At 66.9% G+C, this 15,030-nt stretch carries 13 protein-coding genes; 4 read left to right on the forward strand and 9 right to left on the reverse strand.

From position 1 onward, the window contains the following. Positions 1 to 715 precede the first annotated feature (715 nt). The 4 genes from V3B48_RS19175 to V3B48_RS19190 all read right to left on the reverse strand — a co-directional run bounded on the left by V3B48_RS19175 (position 716) and on the right by V3B48_RS19190 (position 6,310). On the reverse strand, positions 716 to 2,515 hold the full coding sequence (locus tag V3B48_RS19175) for a DUF885 domain-containing protein (RefSeq protein WP_329894255.1): 1,800 nt from the start codon (positions 2,513 to 2,515) through the stop codon (positions 716 to 718). Positions 2,516 to 2,709: 194 nt separating this feature from the next. Continuing rightward, positions 2,710 to 3,225: a cytochrome c oxidase assembly factor Coa1 family protein gene (locus V3B48_RS19180; RefSeq protein WP_032129126.1), complete on the reverse strand. Its 516-nt coding sequence runs from the start codon at positions 3,223 to 3,225 to the stop codon at positions 2,710 to 2,712. A 25-nt stretch (positions 3,226 to 3,250) separates the two neighbouring features. After that, positions 3,251 to 5,476 (reverse strand): S9 family peptidase, encoded by a 2,226-nt coding sequence (locus tag V3B48_RS19185; RefSeq protein ID WP_032129127.1) that lies wholly within the window; start codon positions 5,474 to 5,476, stop codon positions 3,251 to 3,253. A 144-nt stretch (positions 5,477 to 5,620) separates the two neighbouring features. After that, positions 5,621 to 6,310 carry a glutathione binding-like protein gene (locus V3B48_RS19190; protein WP_032129128.1) on the reverse strand — a complete coding sequence of 230 codons (690 nt, stop codon included), beginning with the start codon at positions 6,308 to 6,310 and terminating at the stop codon, positions 5,621 to 5,623. 110 nt (positions 6,311 to 6,420) lie between these two features. Between V3B48_RS19190 and V3B48_RS19195 the strand changes: the two genes are divergently transcribed. Further along, a complete protein-coding gene (locus tag V3B48_RS19195) occupies positions 6,421 to 7,050 on the forward strand; it encodes a TIGR00645 family protein (RefSeq protein WP_032129129.1) in 630 nt (209 codons plus the stop codon). Between the two features lie 201 nt (positions 7,051 to 7,251). Further along, positions 7,252 to 8,253, forward strand: coding sequence for an energy transducer TonB (locus V3B48_RS19200; protein WP_125895406.1), 1,002 nt, complete (start codon positions 7,252 to 7,254; stop codon positions 8,251 to 8,253). Positions 8,254 to 8,337: 84 nt separating this feature from the next. Here V3B48_RS19200 and V3B48_RS19205 read toward each other — a convergent pair whose 3' ends face one another. Further along, a complete protein-coding gene (locus V3B48_RS19205) occupies positions 8,338 to 8,592 on the reverse strand; it encodes a hypothetical protein (protein WP_049462828.1) in 255 nt (84 codons plus the stop codon). Positions 8,593 to 8,669: 77 nt separating this feature from the next. Here V3B48_RS19205 and V3B48_RS19210 point away from each other — a divergent pair, with 77 nt between their 5' ends. Both V3B48_RS19210 and V3B48_RS19215 read left to right on the forward strand, forming a co-directional pair. Next, complete coding sequence (locus V3B48_RS19210; protein ID WP_279913401.1) at positions 8,670 to 9,467, forward strand: helix-turn-helix transcriptional regulator; 798 nt, start codon at positions 8,670 to 8,672, stop codon at positions 9,465 to 9,467. A 101-nt stretch (positions 9,468 to 9,568) separates the two neighbouring features. Next, positions 9,569 to 10,267, forward strand: coding sequence for a transposase (locus tag V3B48_RS19215; protein WP_071228553.1), 699 nt, complete (start codon positions 9,569 to 9,571; stop codon positions 10,265 to 10,267). A gap of 34 nt (positions 10,268 to 10,301) precedes the next feature. On the opposite strand, the gene V3B48_RS19220 is transcribed toward V3B48_RS19215, so the two are convergent. The 4 genes from V3B48_RS19220 to V3B48_RS19235 form a co-directional block, all read right to left on the reverse strand. After that, positions 10,302 to 11,486: an ABC transporter permease gene (locus V3B48_RS19220; RefSeq protein WP_329894256.1), complete on the reverse strand. Its 1,185-nt coding sequence runs from the start codon at positions 11,484 to 11,486 to the stop codon at positions 10,302 to 10,304. Then, complete coding sequence (locus V3B48_RS19225) at positions 11,483 to 12,229, reverse strand: ATP-binding cassette domain-containing protein (RefSeq protein ID WP_012512433.1); 747 nt, start codon at positions 12,227 to 12,229, stop codon at positions 11,483 to 11,485. The genes V3B48_RS19220 and V3B48_RS19225 overlap by 4 nt, the downstream gene beginning before the upstream one ends. Then, positions 12,226 to 13,752, reverse strand: a complete 1,527-nt coding sequence (locus tag V3B48_RS19230) for an alpha/beta hydrolase (protein ID WP_329894257.1) — start codon at positions 13,750 to 13,752, stop codon at positions 12,226 to 12,228. The genes V3B48_RS19225 and V3B48_RS19230 overlap by 4 nt, the downstream gene beginning before the upstream one ends. A 68-nt stretch (positions 13,753 to 13,820) precedes the next feature. Next, positions 13,821 to 15,023, reverse strand: coding sequence for a GGDEF domain-containing protein (locus tag V3B48_RS19235; protein WP_329894258.1), 1,203 nt, complete (start codon positions 15,021 to 15,023; stop codon positions 13,821 to 13,823). Positions 15,024 to 15,030: the final 7 nt, after the last annotated feature.

A 15,030-nucleotide genomic window follows, 5' to 3' on the forward strand; every position in this document is an offset into this window, starting at 1 on the left:
CCAAGGGAAATGCCGGCCAGCGGCCGGCACTACCCCTGCAACAACCGACGCATCGCTCTGGTAGGTGCCAACCTTGGTTGGCACGAAACCCGCGGCGCCGACCCAGGTCGGCATCTACCAACGGCAATTGCCGGCCAGCGGCCGGCACTACCCCTGCAACAACCGACGTATCGCTCTGGTAGGTGCCAACCTTGGTTGGCACGAAACCCACAGCGCCGACCAAGGTCGGCATCTACCAACACCGGTTGCCGGCCAGTGGCCGGCACTACCCCTGCAACAACCGACGTATCGCTCTGGTAGGTGCCAACCTTGGTTGGCACGAACCCACAGCGCCGACCAAGGTCGGCATCTACCAACGGCGATTGCCGGCCAGCGGCCGGCACTACCCCTGCAACAACCGACGCATCGCTCTGGTAGGTGCCAACCTTGGTTGGCACGAAACCCGCGGCGCCGACCAAGGTCGGCATCTACCAACACCGGTTGCCGGCCAGCGGCCGGCACTACCCCTGCAACAACCGACGTATCGCTCTGGTTTGTGCCAACCTTGGTTGGCACAAACCCACAGCGCCGACCAAGGTTGGCATCTACCAACGGCGATTGCCGGCCAGCGGCCGGCACTACCCCTGCAACAACCGACGCATCGCTCTGGTAGGTGCCAACCTTGGTTGGCACGAAACCCGCGGCGCCGGCCAGTGGCCGGCACTACCGGTGATGCTCAGCGCTTGTACTTCGGCACGAACACCTTGTTCACCGCATCGGCCAGCTGGTCCGGCGGCAGCAGGCCCTGGTCGAGCAGGAAGTTGTTGAACGCCAGGCGGTCGAACTTCGCGCCCAGTGCCAGCTCGGTCTGCATGCGCAGTTCGAGGATGCGGGTGTAGCCGTAGAAGTAGCTACCGGCCTGGCCCGGCATGCGCACCATGTAGCGGTCCAGTTCCTGGGTGGCCATCGCCTTGGACAGGCCGACCTGCTCGATCAGCACACGCTCGCCGTTGGCGCGGTCGGTCAGGCCGAGGTTGAGCATCGGGTCCAGCATCGCGCGCGCAGCCCGCAGCAGGCGGAACTGCAGGGCGATCATCTGCCCGTCCAGCGGCTCGTACGGCACCATCTCGGCTTCGGCATACAGCGCCCAGCCTTCCACGTTCACCGAATTGAACGCGAACATCGTGCGTGCCAGCGACACGCCGCGCTCGACCATGGCGGTGAACTGCAGCTCGTGGCCGGGGCGGCCTTCATGCGCGCTCAGCGTCCACGCCGCCGCGCCGAAGTTGAAGTCGTCGTACTGCGCACCCGGACCGGCGGCCGGGTTGCCCAGCGGCAGCACGAAGGTGCCCTGCTGCCCGGTATTGTTGACCAGCGGCGCCGGCAGGAAGTGCGGCGCCGGGCTTGCGGCGCTCTCGGCGGCCGAACCCAGTCGCATCTGCATGGCACGCTTGGGCACGTCGACGATGGCGTGCTCGCGGATCAGCGGATCAATCGCGTCGATCACCTTGCGGTAGTGGCCTTCCAGTTGATCGTCGGCAATCTTGTCGGCCTTCAGCGCGCGGATCACCGCCACCGGGTCGCTCGGGTCGGCCACCTTCAGGCCCTTGTCCTTCGCCACCAGCGGCGCCAGCTGCTGCATCGCCGAGCGGGTTTCCATGAACTCCAGCTGCGCGCGCTGCATCAACAGCTTCGGGTCGATGTCGATGCCGACCTGCTTGAGCTGGTACGCGTACAACGGTGCCGGCAGGCGTGCGTCGGTGCGAGCCTTCGGCAGCACGGTGGTGCGCGTCCAGCTGGCGTAGTCCTTCATCTGCCCGGCCAGCGCCTTCATTGCTTCATCGGCACCGGCGATCTGGTACTTCTTCAGCAGCGACTCGATACCGGTGATGTAGGTCTCGACGTTGTCCAGCGACTGCTGCACTTCGATCCTTGTCGGCTGCAGCAGGCTGCTGTCCTTCAAGCGCTCTTCATAGCGCTGGCGCGCCAGCGTTGTGAACGCGGTGCCGCCGGGCTGCAGGCCGGCATAGGCCTTGAGGCGGTCGATCGCCTTGGCCCGGCGCTCGGCCGGCACCTGGTCGGACAGCAGCAGGTTGAGGCCGCTGAACACCGTCTGCGGCGCATCGCTCCACGGCAACAGGTACTTCTCGTTGAGCTCGCTGCCTTCGATGTTCTGGCTGGCGGCATGGATCATGATCTCCAGGTCCTGGCGGACGTTGGGATCCTGCTCGGTGGCCAGCTTCGCCTTCAGTTCGTCGCGGGCCTTGGCCATCGCGGCGCGGTAGCGCTTGCCGTTGTTCGGGCCGAGGTCGGCCACCTTGTCGTCGTAGCCGGGAACGCCGAAGAAGCCGGTTTCCTCCGGCTGGAACGGACCCTGTGCATCAAGCAGGATCTGCGCCAGTGCATTGCTGCGGGCGACCCAGGCAGGGCTGGCGGGAGTCGCGGCCTTGGCAGCCGGCGCGGCCAGGGCCGGCGGTGCGGACAGCAACGGGGCGGCAGTCAGGGCCAGGGCAACAGCGAGCGCAATCGGCTTCATGGGACACTCCAGCAAAGGGTTGCCCGCAACTTACGCGCTCACGGCGATGGCGACAATCGGCTGGAGGTCACGGCGCGGCTGATGGGTAGAGTCGACTGTCAGTCGACTATCGCGCGCAGCGCGGGGTTTTCAGGCGTCTTGTGGAGAGCAGTCGACTCTACATGGCCGCCCTTACCCGGCCGCGCGACCTGCGGTCACAGCGCGGCGGTCAGCGGGCATTCGCCACGCTCACGGCAGGCCTGCAGCTCGCACTCCCCCGCAGCCTCGTCGTCATCCAGTGCAGTCAGGTCGAAGGTCTGCTTGTCTTCGGCCAGTACATACATCACCGGGTAATCCCAGACTTCATCGCGACGGCTGCCCTGCACGAACAGCCGGCCGTGCGCATGCGGTCCTTCCAGCGCAACGGTCAGGCCGACGTCGCGCTGGCCGTTCATCGCGGTCTGCATGCTGCCCAGCGGCATCGATTCGATATGCAGCGGCTCGCCAAAGGCTTCCACCAGTTCGATGCTGCAGCCCGCGCGGCGCAACGCTTCGCGCATCGGCGGGCTCTCGCGTGCCGCCTCGCTCCAGCGCAGCACGCTCCAGGTCACCACGCCACCGGCGCCGCCCAGTACCAGCACCACCGTCAACGGCATCGCCCAGCGCCAATGACGGCACCACCAACCGGCGGACGTCTGTCGATGGGCGGGAATCGGTGGTGGCAGGGTCATCGGCGGGCTCCTTCCCGGCTGTGGATCAGGGTTTCAGGCAGCGTCCCAGGAAGGCTTCGGCCACGCGGTAGCGATGCAGGGCATCGGCGCCGGACAGGCCATGCTTGGCACCCGGGTAGGTCATCAGCTCGAACGGCTGTGCACGCTTCTGCAACGCGCTCATCAGGCTGGTCGAATTGGTGAACAAGACGTTGTCGTCGGCCATGCCGTGGATCAGCAGCAGCGGCGAACGCAGGCCGTCGATATGGGTCAGCACGCGCGCTTCGCGGTAACCCGCTTCGTTGCGCGCCGGCAGGTCCATGTAGCGTTCGGTGTAGTGGCTGTCGTACAGGCCCCAATCGGTCACCGGCGCACCGGCCACGCCACAGGCGTACTGGTTCGAGGCCTTGGCCAGCAGCATCAGGGTCATGTAGCCACCGTTGGACCAGCCCTGCACGCCGATGCGCGCCGGGTCCACCCACGATTGCTGCTTCAGCCAGGTCACGCCGCGCAGCTGGTCGGTCACTTCCACCGTGCCCTGCTTGCCGTACAACGCGCCACCGAAGTCACGGCCACGGCGCGGGGTGCCGCGGTTGTCCAGCGAGAACACCACGTAGCCCTGCTGGGCCAGGTACTGGTTGAACAGGTGGTCGCCACGACCGGGCCAGCTGTCGGTGACGGTCTGGCTGGCCGGGCCACCGTAGACGTACACCGCCACCGGGTAACGCTTGGACGGATCGAAGCCGGCCGGCTTGATCAGGCTGTAGTTGAGCGGGGTCTTGCCGTCGGCCGCGGTCAGCGTGCCGAACTCGATCGGGCGCTGTGCATCGCGGTAACGCGCATACGGATGCTTCGGGTCCGCCAGATCGTTCTCGAGCAGGGTGGCGATCTTCTCGCCATTGGCGCGGAACAGTTCGATCTGCGGCGGCGTGGTGCTGTTGGACCAGCTGTCGACGTAGACGCTGGCATTGCGGGCGAAGCTGGCGCTGTGCATGCCCGGTGCCTTCGACAGGCGCTGCGGCTCACCGCCCTGCAGCGACACCGCGTAGATCTGGCTTTCGCGCGAGGTCTCGATGCCGGCGCGGAAGTAGGCCTTGCCAGCCTTCTCATCGACCGCCAGCAGTTCGTCCACCGGCCAGTTGCCGTGGGTCAACGCGGTGGCCTTGCCCTTGCTGTCGATGCGGTACAGATGCTGGAAACCGGTGCGCTCGGACGACCACAGCACGCTGCCGTCGTCGAGGAAACGCAGGCTGTTGTGCAGCGGCACCCAGGTCGGGCTGGTTTCGTGCGCGAGCACGCGCTGGCGGTTGGAGTCGAGTGCCACTTCCACCAGGTCCAGCTGCTTCTGGTCACGCGACTGGCGCTGGAAGCTCAGGTGCTGCGCATCGCGCCAATCGACACGAGCCAGATAGATGTCCTGTTCCTTGCCGAGGTCGACCCAGCGCGGCTGCGCATCGGCGGCCGGTGCGATCACGCCCAGCTGCACGCGCACGTTGGCGTCGCCGGCGGCCGGGTAACGCTGCTCGATCACGTCGGTGCGGTCGGCGTAGACCTCGTAGCGCTTCTGCACCGGCACCGGTGCTTCATCGATGCGCGCGAAGGCGATGGCCGAATCATCCGGCGCCCACCAGTAGCCGGTGTGGCGGTCCATTTCCTCGTCGGCGACGAACTCGGCCACGCCGTTGCCGATGGTGGTGCTGCCGTCGCGGGTGAGCTGCAGCTGCTTGCCGCTGGCCAGGTCGATCACCCACAGGTTGCGGCCACGGATGAAGCTGACGAAACCGCCCTTGGGCGACAGCTTGGCGTCGGTAGCGAAGCCCTCGCCGTGGGTCAGCTGGCGCACTGCGGCCTGGCCCTGCTGCTTGAGGTCGTACAGGTACAGCTCGCCGCCCAACGGGAACAGCAGGCGCTGCGCGTCCGGCGACCACTGGTAATCGACGATACCGGTCATCGCGGCGATGCGCTGGCGCTCGCGGCGGGCCTTTTCCTCATCGCTGAGGGTCTCGGTGCCGGGCAGCACCACCTTCGAATCCACCAGCAGGCGGGTCTGGCCGCTGCCGATGTCATAGGTCCACAGGTCCAGCTGGTTGCGGTCGCTGTCCTTGCCGCGCAGGAAGCTGACCTGCGAACCATCGGGGGCGACCTTCGGCTTCATCAGGGTCGGGCCGGAAAGCGGCAGCGGGCCGGTGATGGCTTCCAGGGTCAGCTTTTCAGCGTGGGCGGCGGTACTGGTGGCGAGCATGAGGGCGAGCGAAGCGAACAGGTGGCGCATGGAGGATCCCGGCAAACGGCAGGTCCGCCACCGCGATGGACGCGGGGCGGTCAGCCTCCATCCTAACCAAGCCGGTGCGGGAAGGCAGCATGACCTTCTGCCCATGAGGCGTGCCGACCAACGGTCGGCACCCACCGTTCCGGGTCAACGCTGGCCGAACAGGTGCTTGCGCTCTTCGTCGCTGAGCGGCTTGCCGGCGTTGGGGTTCACCTGCTGGCGCAGGGCATAGGCGCGCTGGGTGGCCGGGCGTGCAGCAATCGCTTCGTGCCAGCGCTTGAGGTTCGGGAACGCGGCGAAATCCACCGGCAGCTTGTCGTAGGCACCGATCCACGGGTAGCTGGCCATGTCGGCAATGGTGTACGCGTCGCCAGCCAGGAAGGCGTGCTGGGCCAGTCGCTTGTCCATCACCCCGTGCAGGCGGCGCACTTCGTTGTCGTAGCGCTCGATCGCGTAGGGGATCTTTTCCGGCGCATACACGTTGAAGTGGCCCATCTGGCCGCTCATCGGGCCCAGGCCGGCCATCTGCCAGAACAGCCACTCCAGAGTGGTGACGCGGCCGCGCGGGTCGCTGGGCAGGAACTGGCCGGTCTTCTCGGCCAGGTACAGCAGGATCGCACCGGACTCGAACACGCTCTGCGGGGCGCCGCCATCGGCCGGGGCGTGGTCGACAATCGCAGGCATCTTGTTGTTCGGCGAAATGGCGAGGAATTCCGGCTTGAACTGGTCGCCCGAGCCGATGTTGACCGGATGGATGCGGTACTCCAGGCCGGCTTCTTCCAGCAACAGGGTCACTTTGTGGCCGTTCGGGGTGGGCCAGTAATACAGGTCGATCATGGCGGCGGCTCGGGGTGCGGAAAGGAACCTGAAGTCTAGTGCGAGAGTTGGGTTGGCACCGTCACGACGGGCCGGTAACCTCGCGGCTCCCCCGAAACGCACTGTCCTGCATGAGCCACAGTCCTCGCCCCCTGTCCCCGTTGTCCTCGCTGATCTTCGCCTCGCGCTGGCTGCAGCTGCCGCTGTACCTGGGCCTGATCCTTGCCCAGTGCGTCTACGTGTTCCTGTTCGGCAAGGAACTGTGGCACCTGCTGTCCCACTCGGTCTCGATGGGCGAACAGCAGATCATGCTGATCGTGCTGGGCCTGATCGACGTGGTGATGATCTCCAATCTGCTGGTGATGGTGATCGTCGGTGGCTACGAGACCTTCGTCTCGCGCCTGCGCCTGGAAGGCCACCCGGACCAGCCGGAATGGCTGAGCCACGTCAACGCCAGCGTGCTGAAGGTGAAGCTGGCAATGGCGATCATCGGCATCTCCTCGATCCACCTGCTGAAGACTTTCATCGCCACCAGCGCGCTGAAGGGACTGCCGCTGTGCAAGCCGGAACAATGGGCAGCAGCAGTGTCGTCGGCTTCGACCAGCTTCTACAACGCTGGTGTCGATACCTGCACGACCATGACCCAGGAAGGCGTGCTGTGGCAGACCATCATCCACTGCGTGTTCATCCTGTCGGCGATCGGTATTGCCTGGACCGACAAGCTGATGTCCAACAGCCACAGCAAGTCGCACGACCACTGATGCGGCAACCGGCAGCGGTCCTTCGCCGCTGCCCCATCCCGGCCCCTGCCCCTTGTACGCGGCGGTGGCCGGGATGCTAGATTGCACCCTCGCCGTTGCCGGCGGTGGCGTCGGGAAACGTCATCGTTCCGCGCCCGGACCACAGGTCCCGGCCATGCGTATCAATGATTTACGTCACGTCGTCTTCTAGAGGGGAGCAGGATGTCGCACGTCTCAACGATCACCGCCGCGCGCCGGTGGCTGCCGGTTGCTTTGGCACTGGCGCTGGCCGCCTGCTCGGGAAAGGAAGAATCTGCAGCACCGGCCCCGGCCGCCGCACCCGCCGCTGCTGCACCGGCCGCACCGGTGGTCGCCGCCAAGGTGCAGTCCATGGGCACCGAACAGCTGCGTGAATCGGCCAGCCAGGCACTGCGCGAGAACCGCATGTACGCGCCGGCCGGCGACAACGCCATCGAGTACTACCTCGCCCTGCGCGACAAGACACCGGACGACGCGTCGGTGAAGAGCGCGCTGACCGACCTGCTGCCCTACACCCTGATCGCCGCCGAGCAGCACCTGGGCCGCGAGGACTACACCGAGGCGCAGCGCCTGGTGGCACTGATCGAGAAGGTGGACGCCTCCGCTCCCGCCCTGCCGCGCCTGAAGGAAGGCCTGGCCAAGGGCGTGGAAAATGCGGCCAAGCGCAGCGAGACCGAAGCCGAGAAGGCCAAGAAGGACGCCGAAGACCGGACCAAGCAGCAGGCCGAACAGCAGCGCCTGACCGAGCAGCGCGCCAAGGAAGCCGATGCGGCCAAGCAGATTGCCGCGCAGCAGGATGCCGCACGCCGCGACAACGAGCGCCAGGAGGCCGAGCGCCAGGCCGCGGCCCGTCGCGATGCCGAACAGAAACAGCAGCAGGCCGCCGCCCAACAGGCCAGCGCCGCACGCCAGGCAGCCGCCGCGGCAGCTCCCACCCTCCGCCCGGTCAGCACGCCGGCGCCGCGCTATCCGGCCGAGGCACTGCGTTCGGGAACGTCGGGCGAAGTGCTGGTGGAGATCACCGTCGGCACCGACGGCTCAGTGGTCAGCGCCCGCGTGCTGCGCGCGACGTCGGGACGGACCTTCGACCGCGAAGCCCTGAACGCGGTCAAGCGCTGGCGCTTCGAGCCGGTCAACGCGCCGGTCACCACCCGCCGCACCCTGGTGTTCGCACCGGGCGGCTGACCGCAAAAAAGGGGACGGAGGGGATTAAGTCGTTTCTGCCACCTCCATGACGCCAAGGCCCGGTCCGTCCGGGCCTTGTCCGTTTCAGGCCGCGCCATCAATCAGGCGCTGCAACGCCGGATCGCGCGCAGCCAGCACCTGGAACAGGCCTAGCGCATGCAGGCCGGGCAGCAACGCACGCAGGTCGGCTTCGGCAGTGGCGCGGGTGGCATCATCGCTGGTGGGATCCTGCCAGGCACGGACGCTGGCCAGGAAGGCACCGACGCTGCCCTTGCGCACGGTGAGGCCATTTACCTGCACCTCGTTCTGATGGTCCGGAAGAATGTCCTGTGGCTGCATGGGGAAGCGCTCCGTTGAAGTGGGCTCCAGTGTCGGGGCGCGGACGCGACGTTTCTGCCGTATAACTGCCAATCGATATGGCAGATCAGACAACCACCGCATTGATTGACCCGGCACTGGCCAATGCCGCCGACGGGCCTGCGTTGCTGGGGGCGCAGCTGCGCCTGCCGGGTCCGCGCCGCACGGCACGCCACCAGCACGCCCGCGGGCAGCTGCTGGGTGCACATCAGGGCCTGCTGCGGATCGAGGTGGGCGACCTGCACTGGCTGCTGCCGGCGGGTCATGTCGCCTGGATACCACCTTCGCTGCCCCACGCACTGGCCAGTACCAGTGCGTTCGACGGCTGGAGCCTGTACTTCAGCGCGCAGGCCTGCACCGACCTGCCTGCAGCCCCTCGCATCTTCCAGCCGGGGCCGCTGCTGCAGGCCGCGGTGATTCGGGCGCTGCAGTGGCCGCATGTTCCACTGGATGCCACACAGGCACGACTGGCCGGTGTGATCGCCGATGAGATTGCCGCCAGCAAGCCTCTGCCGCTTGCCCTGCCACAACCGCGTGACCGTCGCCTGCGACGGATCGCTGCCGCACTCGCACGTTCACCGGACGACCTTCGCAGCGTTGAGGACTGGGCGGCCGCGATTGGACTGTCCAGCCGCAGCCTGGCGCGCCACTGGCTGGCCGAGACCCAGATGACGCTGAGCCAGTGGCGGCAACGCCTGCGGGTGTTGCTGGCGCTGCCACGCCTGCTGTCCGGCGAACCGGTGATCAGCGTCGCGCTGTCGATGGGCTACGACACACCCAGTGCCTTCATCGCCGTGTTCAAGCGCGAGATGGGGGTGACGCCTGCGCGGTATGGAAAAGGGGACGGAGGGGATTAAGTCGCTTCTGCCCTCCCCCACATCAACTCGCGGCATCGCCTGATGCCCTTCGCGGTCACGGAGGCGGCAGGCTGATGATTCCTTGAAACCCCTGAACTGCCATGCCTCGACAAGCACGCCTGATGTTGGCCGAACAGCCGTATCACGTAACCCAGCGCGGTGTGAACAAGGGGGCGATCTTCGTTGACGATATCGACCGCCAGCTGTTTCTGCACCTTTTGCACAGCGCCTTCCTGAAGCATCAGGTCGCGCTGCATGCCTATGTATTGATGGGCAATCACGTCCATCTATTGGCCACACCCTCCACTCAGGCCGGCTTGGCCAACGCGATGCGGATGCAGGGCAACAACTATGTCCAGGCGTTCAATCAGCGGCATGAGCGCAGCGGACCACTCTGGCAGGGCCGCTTCCATTCTTCGATGGTGGACAGCGACGCCTATCTGCTCAGCGTTTATCGCTACATCGAACTCAATCCAGTTCGTGCAGGCATGACAGGCGCCCCGGAAGATCACCCATGGTCGAGCGTGCATGGAAACCTGCAGCGCCGCGATGATCCGATGCTGACAGAACACCCCGCCTTTCAGGCACTGGCCTCGACCAAGCGACAGCGGACGACGCTCTATGCGCAGTTCCTGCGGGACGTGAACGCGTCCGCCGACCTGCCGGCAATACGCGCGCACAGTGCCGGGCAGCATCCGTTGGGAAATGCAGCTTACCTGCGGATGGTGGAACAGACACTGGGCCGCCCCGTGGTGCTGCGCAAGCGGGGGCGCCCTCAGAAGAAGGGGGCGGAGGGTTAAAAACGACTTAATCCCCTCCGTCCCCTTTTTGCAGTCAGCCCGAGATCGCCAGACGCTCGTTGTGGTAACGGCGCACGGCGGCGAACCACAGCACTGCGGCCAGGCCGAGGCTGGCACCGAGATAGATGGCCCAGACCGACGGCGTGATGGTCTCGTGGCGGATCACCTTCAACAGCATCTGGTTCTGCGACAGGAACGGCACGGCGTACTGCCACAGCTCGCTCTTCAGCGGATAGGCCACCAGCGCGTAGCCGGGCATCATCGGCAGCAGCATCAGCCAGGTCATGTGGCTCTGCGCTTCCTTCATGCTCTTGGCCGCCGCCGACAGGAAGGTCAGCAGCGAGGTGCCGATCATCAGCATCGGCAGCATCACCAGCAGCATCTGCAGCATCGAGGCGACGTTCATGTTGAACTGGCGGCCGATGTTGCCGGGCGCGATCTGTGCGCTCACCTTGAACGCCACCAGGGTCAGCAGCAGCGATACGAACCCGACCACGCAGGCAGCCGCGATCTTGCCGCTGACGATCGCGCTGCGCGAGCCGGGCGTGGCCAGCAGCGGTTCCAGTGACTGCCGCTCGCGCTCGCCGGCGGTGGCATCCATCACCAGATAGGCGCCGCCGATGAACGAGGTCAGCGTGAGCAGCACCGGCAGCAGCATCGACAGGATCATGCCGCGCTTGGCCTCGGCACTGGCCAGGTCCTGGCGCGCCACATCCAGCGGCCGCGCCACCTGTGCGTCGATGCCGCGCGCCATCAATCGCAGTGCCCCCACCTGGCCGTTGTAGGTGGCCAGTGCCGCCTCCAGACGTGCGCTGGGCACTTCGGCGGCACGACGGGTACTGTCCTTGATCACCTCCACCAGCGCCGGCTTGCCATCGGCCCAGTCCTTGCCGAAGTCATCGCTGATGCGCAGCGCCACGTCGATCTCCTGGCTGCGGATGGCCTCGGCCAGGTCCTTCGGTGCCGGTGCGGTGTTCAGCCCCTGCGCGGCGAGGAAACGCACCAGGTTGGGGGCGTTCTCCGCACCGATGGTCGGAATCTGCAGCGGCTGCTCGATCTGGGTGCGTACCCGGCTCTCGGCCAGCTTGCCCATGCCCAGCAGCAGCACCGGGTACAGCAGCGGCCCGAACAGCAGGGTCAGCAGCAGCGTGCGGCGATCACGGGAAAGGTCGCGCAGTTCCTTGCGCATCACCGTCATCAGGGTCGACATCATGCTCATGCGTGCAGGCCCTCTTCGCTGCCGATCAGTTTCACGAACGCGTCTTCCAGGTTGGATTCGCCGGCTTGCGCACGCAGTTCATCGGCGCTGCCGGCAGCCATCACCGTGCCCTTGGCGATGATCACGATGTGATCGCACAGCGCGGCCACCTCCTGCATGATGTGGCTGGACAGGATCACGCAGCGGCCCTCTTCGCGCAGGCCCAGCAGGAAGCGGCGCAGTGCGCGCGTGGTCATCACGTCCAGGCCGTTGGTCGGCTCATCCAGAATGACGTTGCGCGGGTCGTGCACCAGCGCGCGGGCGATCGCGGTCTTGGTGCGCTGGCCCTGCGAGAAACCATCGGTCTGGCGGTCGAGGATGTCACCCATGTCCAGGGCATGCGACAGCACTTCGATGCGTTCGCGGATGCGCTCGGCCGACAGGCCATGCAGCTCGCCGAAGTAGGCGATGTTCTCGCGCGCGGTCAGGCGCTTGTAGACGCCACGCGCATCGGGCAGCACGCCAAGGTGGCGGCGTACTTCCACCGGATTGCGTGCGGCGTCGACACCATCGACGCTGATGCTGCCCTGGTCCGGGGTCATCAGCGTGTACAGCATGCGCATGGTGGTGGTCTTGCCGGCACCATTGGGGCCCAGCAGGCCGGTGATGCGGCCGTCCTCGGCGCGGAAGCCGACATTGGAGACCGCCTGAATGCGGCCGGTGCGGGTGTCGAAAGCCTTGTGCAGGTTGTCGGCGACGATCATGGTTCCCATCCGTTGAACGAGGTGAACGCCGGCACGTAGCTCAGCGTGTCCAGGCAGCCGGCATCCAGCGCCTTGGCATCGGTCTTGTCGATGAACTGGCCGAGCAGGCGCGGCATGCAGCCGGCACTCAGCGTGCCGTGGCCCTGGCCGCGGGCGACCAGCGCGCGGCCATTCGGCAGGCCCTTGAGGACCTGTTCGGCATAGCGTGGTGGCGTCACCGGGTCGAGTTCACCGGACAGCAGCAGCGCCGGTACGTCGCTGCGCAGCGGCACGGCATTGGACGCTGACGCCGGCTGGTGCGGCCATACCGGGCAGGCCGCGAAGAAGGCACTGGCCACGTCGTTGCCGAACAGTCGCTCCGGGTCCTCGGCAGGCGCCTTGTAACGCGGCGCATCCTCGCTGCAGATCACCGACCACTGCATGCCTCGGTTGATCTGGAAATCCATGCTGCGGTTCGCACCGCGTGCCAGCGACGCCAGCGGTGCATAGCGGCCATGCGCGGCTTCATCGAGCACCAGCGGCAGCAGCGAGGAATACTGCGGCACATAGGAGAAGGCGAACGCCAGGCCGATCACGCTGTCCGGACTCAGCACATCCTGCCGGGTCTGGTTGGTGCCGGGGTCGCGATACTCCACCGAGACCGGCGCACGGCGCAGGGTCTCGACCACGCTGCGCAGCTGCGCGCGGGTGTCGGTCGGGAAGCGTTTGCTGCAGGCGGCATCCTTACGGCACTGCGCCGACTGCAGGGCGATCGCATCCTCGAACGTCGTGGCGAAGTCGCCGCCCACCACCAGTTCATTGGGCACTACGCCATCGATGACGATGCTGCGGGTGTGCTGCGGATAGGCACCGGCATAGCGCTGGGCCACGCGGGTACCGTAGGAGCCGCCGACCAGGTTGATCCGGTCCACGCCCAAGGCCTGGCGTACCGCATCCAGGTCGGCGATGGCTTCGGTGGTCGTGTAGAAGCGGGCATCGGCACGCCCCTGCAGCGAGGCCGCGCAGCGCTGCGCGTAGTCGCGCAGCGACGCCTCGGTGGGAGCGGCGTCCTCGTCCATCTGCAGGTCCTTGCCGTCCGCGCCGAGGCAGCTGAGCGGGTTGGAGCCACCGGTACCCCGCTGGTCGACAAGTAAGATGTCGCGCTGCTTGCGCACCTGGCGCAGCGCGGTATCGACGATGACCGCCACTTCGCTGGCCGCCTGGCCGGGGCCACCGGCCAGGAAGAACACCGGATCGGGCTGGCTGGAGCCGCTGCTGCCCGATTCCAGCCAGGCGATGCGCAGGCCAATACGTCGGCCATCGGGCTGGGCCCGGTCTTCCGGCACCTGCAGGGTGGCGCACTGCGCTTCCACGTTGGCGCTGGCGCCTTCGGTGGACAGCGTGCAGGGCTGGAAGTCGATCGTGCCGAAACGGCGGCTGGGTGCATCGCTGGCGCTTTCGGCGCCGGGTGACGGTGACTGGCTGCAACCGGCAAGCATCAGGCTGGCCAACGCTGCGGCCAACGCGAGGTGGTGTCTTTGCATCGTGCTCGTTTCCCCTGGAGGACGTTCCTGGCAACCACGACGGGCTGCCGCGGAAGATGTGACTCAACTTACACGGGCACGGCGTCGTCGGCGATGGGCAGACGCGAAATCTCCGCCGGCGTGGCGCAGGCCAGGCGGTCGCGGCCTGCGGCCTTGGCCCGGTACAGCGCCGCATCCGCCGCTGCCAACAGCGTGGACAGGTCGCCGTGGCCGTCGTCCATGGCCAGGCCAATGCTGGCGGTGACCGTCACCGGCCCGGTACCCAGCCGCGCCGGCTTCTGCTGCAGAGCGGTACGGATCGCCGCGGCCCACGCCATCGCTTCACCCTGTGTGCTGCCGGCCAGCACCAGCACGAACTCCTCGCCACCGTAGCGGCCCAGCAGCGTGTCGTGGCCCTGCAAACCATGCTGCAGCAGCGCAGCGAAGTGACGCAGTACCTGGTCACCGGCCAGGTGGCCCCAGCGGTCGTTGATCTGCTTGAAGTGATCGACGTCGACCAGCAGCAGGGCCAGCGGCCGGCCCTGCCGACGCAGCCGCTGCAACTGCGCCTGGCCATCGGCCAGCACCGCGCTGCGGTTGAGCAGCCCGGTCAGGCCATCGGTGCGTGCCGCACGCCGCAGATCGACCAGCATGCGCTCGACCAGCAGCAGTACCATCGCGAAACATCGCGCCAGCTCCAGCATCACCCCGGCAATGTAGGTGACGAACATCGGCGTGCCGGTGCGCATGATGTCCTCGCCGGCATCGGGCGCCACCGGCAGGAACAGGCGCACCGTGTACAGTGCCGCCTCGGCCAGGAACACCGCCGCCGCCAGACGGCAGCTGGTGCGCTGCTGCACGGGGGCATGCCGCAGCAGCAGCCATGCGATCCAGCCATCGACCAGCAGCGTGAACACACTGAACACCTGCAGGCGCACGCCCAGGTCCGGCCAGAGCACCAGGAAGGCGAAGATGCAGGCCATGAACGCGGCTGCCATCAACAACGGCCGCCACAGCGGCAGCGGCTGTTCCAGATGCAGCGCCACGCCGCGCAGCATCAGCACCGCGCAACCGGCCATCGCCGCATTCCCGGCCAGTATGGCCGGCGCCAACGGTAGGTAGGGGCGCAGCGCAAGCAGGGTCACGCCCAGGGTCAGCAGCCACAGGCTGGCGGTCCACAGGCGCAGCACCGGTTGCCCGCGCAGCACCACCAGCAGCAATGAGAACCCCACGGCGATGCCGATGCAGAGCAGGAAGCCAAGCACGGTGATGGTGGGGAAATCCAGGGACATGCGGCGC

Source organism: Stenotrophomonas sp. SMYL20 (genome assembly GCF_036320045.1).
Taxonomy (GTDB): Bacteria; Pseudomonadota; Gammaproteobacteria; order Xanthomonadales; family Xanthomonadaceae; genus Stenotrophomonas; species Stenotrophomonas maltophilia_A.

What these genes read in the sequence shown, in the direction of transcription:
- V3B48_RS19175 (WP_329894255.1), bottom strand. Translation starts at nt 2,515, where the DNA reads ATGAAGCCGATTGCGCTCGCTGTTGCCCTGGCCCTGACTGCCGCCCCG.
- V3B48_RS19180 (WP_032129126.1), bottom strand. Translation starts at nt 3,225, where the DNA reads ATGACCCTGCCACCACCGATTCCCGCCCATCGACAGACGTCCGCCGGT.
- V3B48_RS19185 (WP_032129127.1), bottom strand. Translation starts at nt 5,476, where the DNA reads ATGCGCCACCTGTTCGCTTCGCTCGCCCTCATGCTCGCCACCAGTACC.
- V3B48_RS19190 (WP_032129128.1), bottom strand. Translation starts at nt 6,310, where the DNA reads ATGATCGACCTGTATTACTGGCCCACCCCGAACGGCCACAAAGTGACC.
- V3B48_RS19195 (WP_032129129.1), top strand. Translation starts at nt 6,421, where the DNA reads ATGAGCCACAGTCCTCGCCCCCTGTCCCCGTTGTCCTCGCTGATCTTC.
- V3B48_RS19200 (WP_125895406.1), top strand. Translation starts at nt 7,252, where the DNA reads ATGTCGCACGTCTCAACGATCACCGCCGCGCGCCGGTGGCTGCCGGTT.
- V3B48_RS19205 (WP_049462828.1), bottom strand. Translation starts at nt 8,592, where the DNA reads ATGCAGCCACAGGACATTCTTCCGGACCATCAGAACGAGGTGCAGGTA.
- V3B48_RS19210 (WP_279913401.1), top strand. Translation starts at nt 8,670, where the DNA reads ATGGCAGATCAGACAACCACCGCATTGATTGACCCGGCACTGGCCAAT.
- V3B48_RS19215 (WP_071228553.1), top strand. Translation starts at nt 9,569, where the DNA reads ATGCCTCGACAAGCACGCCTGATGTTGGCCGAACAGCCGTATCACGTA.
- V3B48_RS19220 (WP_329894256.1), bottom strand. Translation starts at nt 11,486, where the DNA reads ATGAGCATGATGTCGACCCTGATGACGGTGATGCGCAAGGAACTGCGC.
- V3B48_RS19225 (WP_012512433.1), bottom strand. Translation starts at nt 12,229, where the DNA reads ATGATCGTCGCCGACAACCTGCACAAGGCTTTCGACACCCGCACCGGC.
- V3B48_RS19230 (WP_329894257.1), bottom strand. Translation starts at nt 13,752, where the DNA reads ATGCAAAGACACCACCTCGCGTTGGCCGCAGCGTTGGCCAGCCTGATG.
- V3B48_RS19235 (WP_329894258.1), bottom strand. Translation starts at nt 15,023, where the DNA reads ATGTCCCTGGATTTCCCCACCATCACCGTGCTTGGCTTCCTGCTCTGC.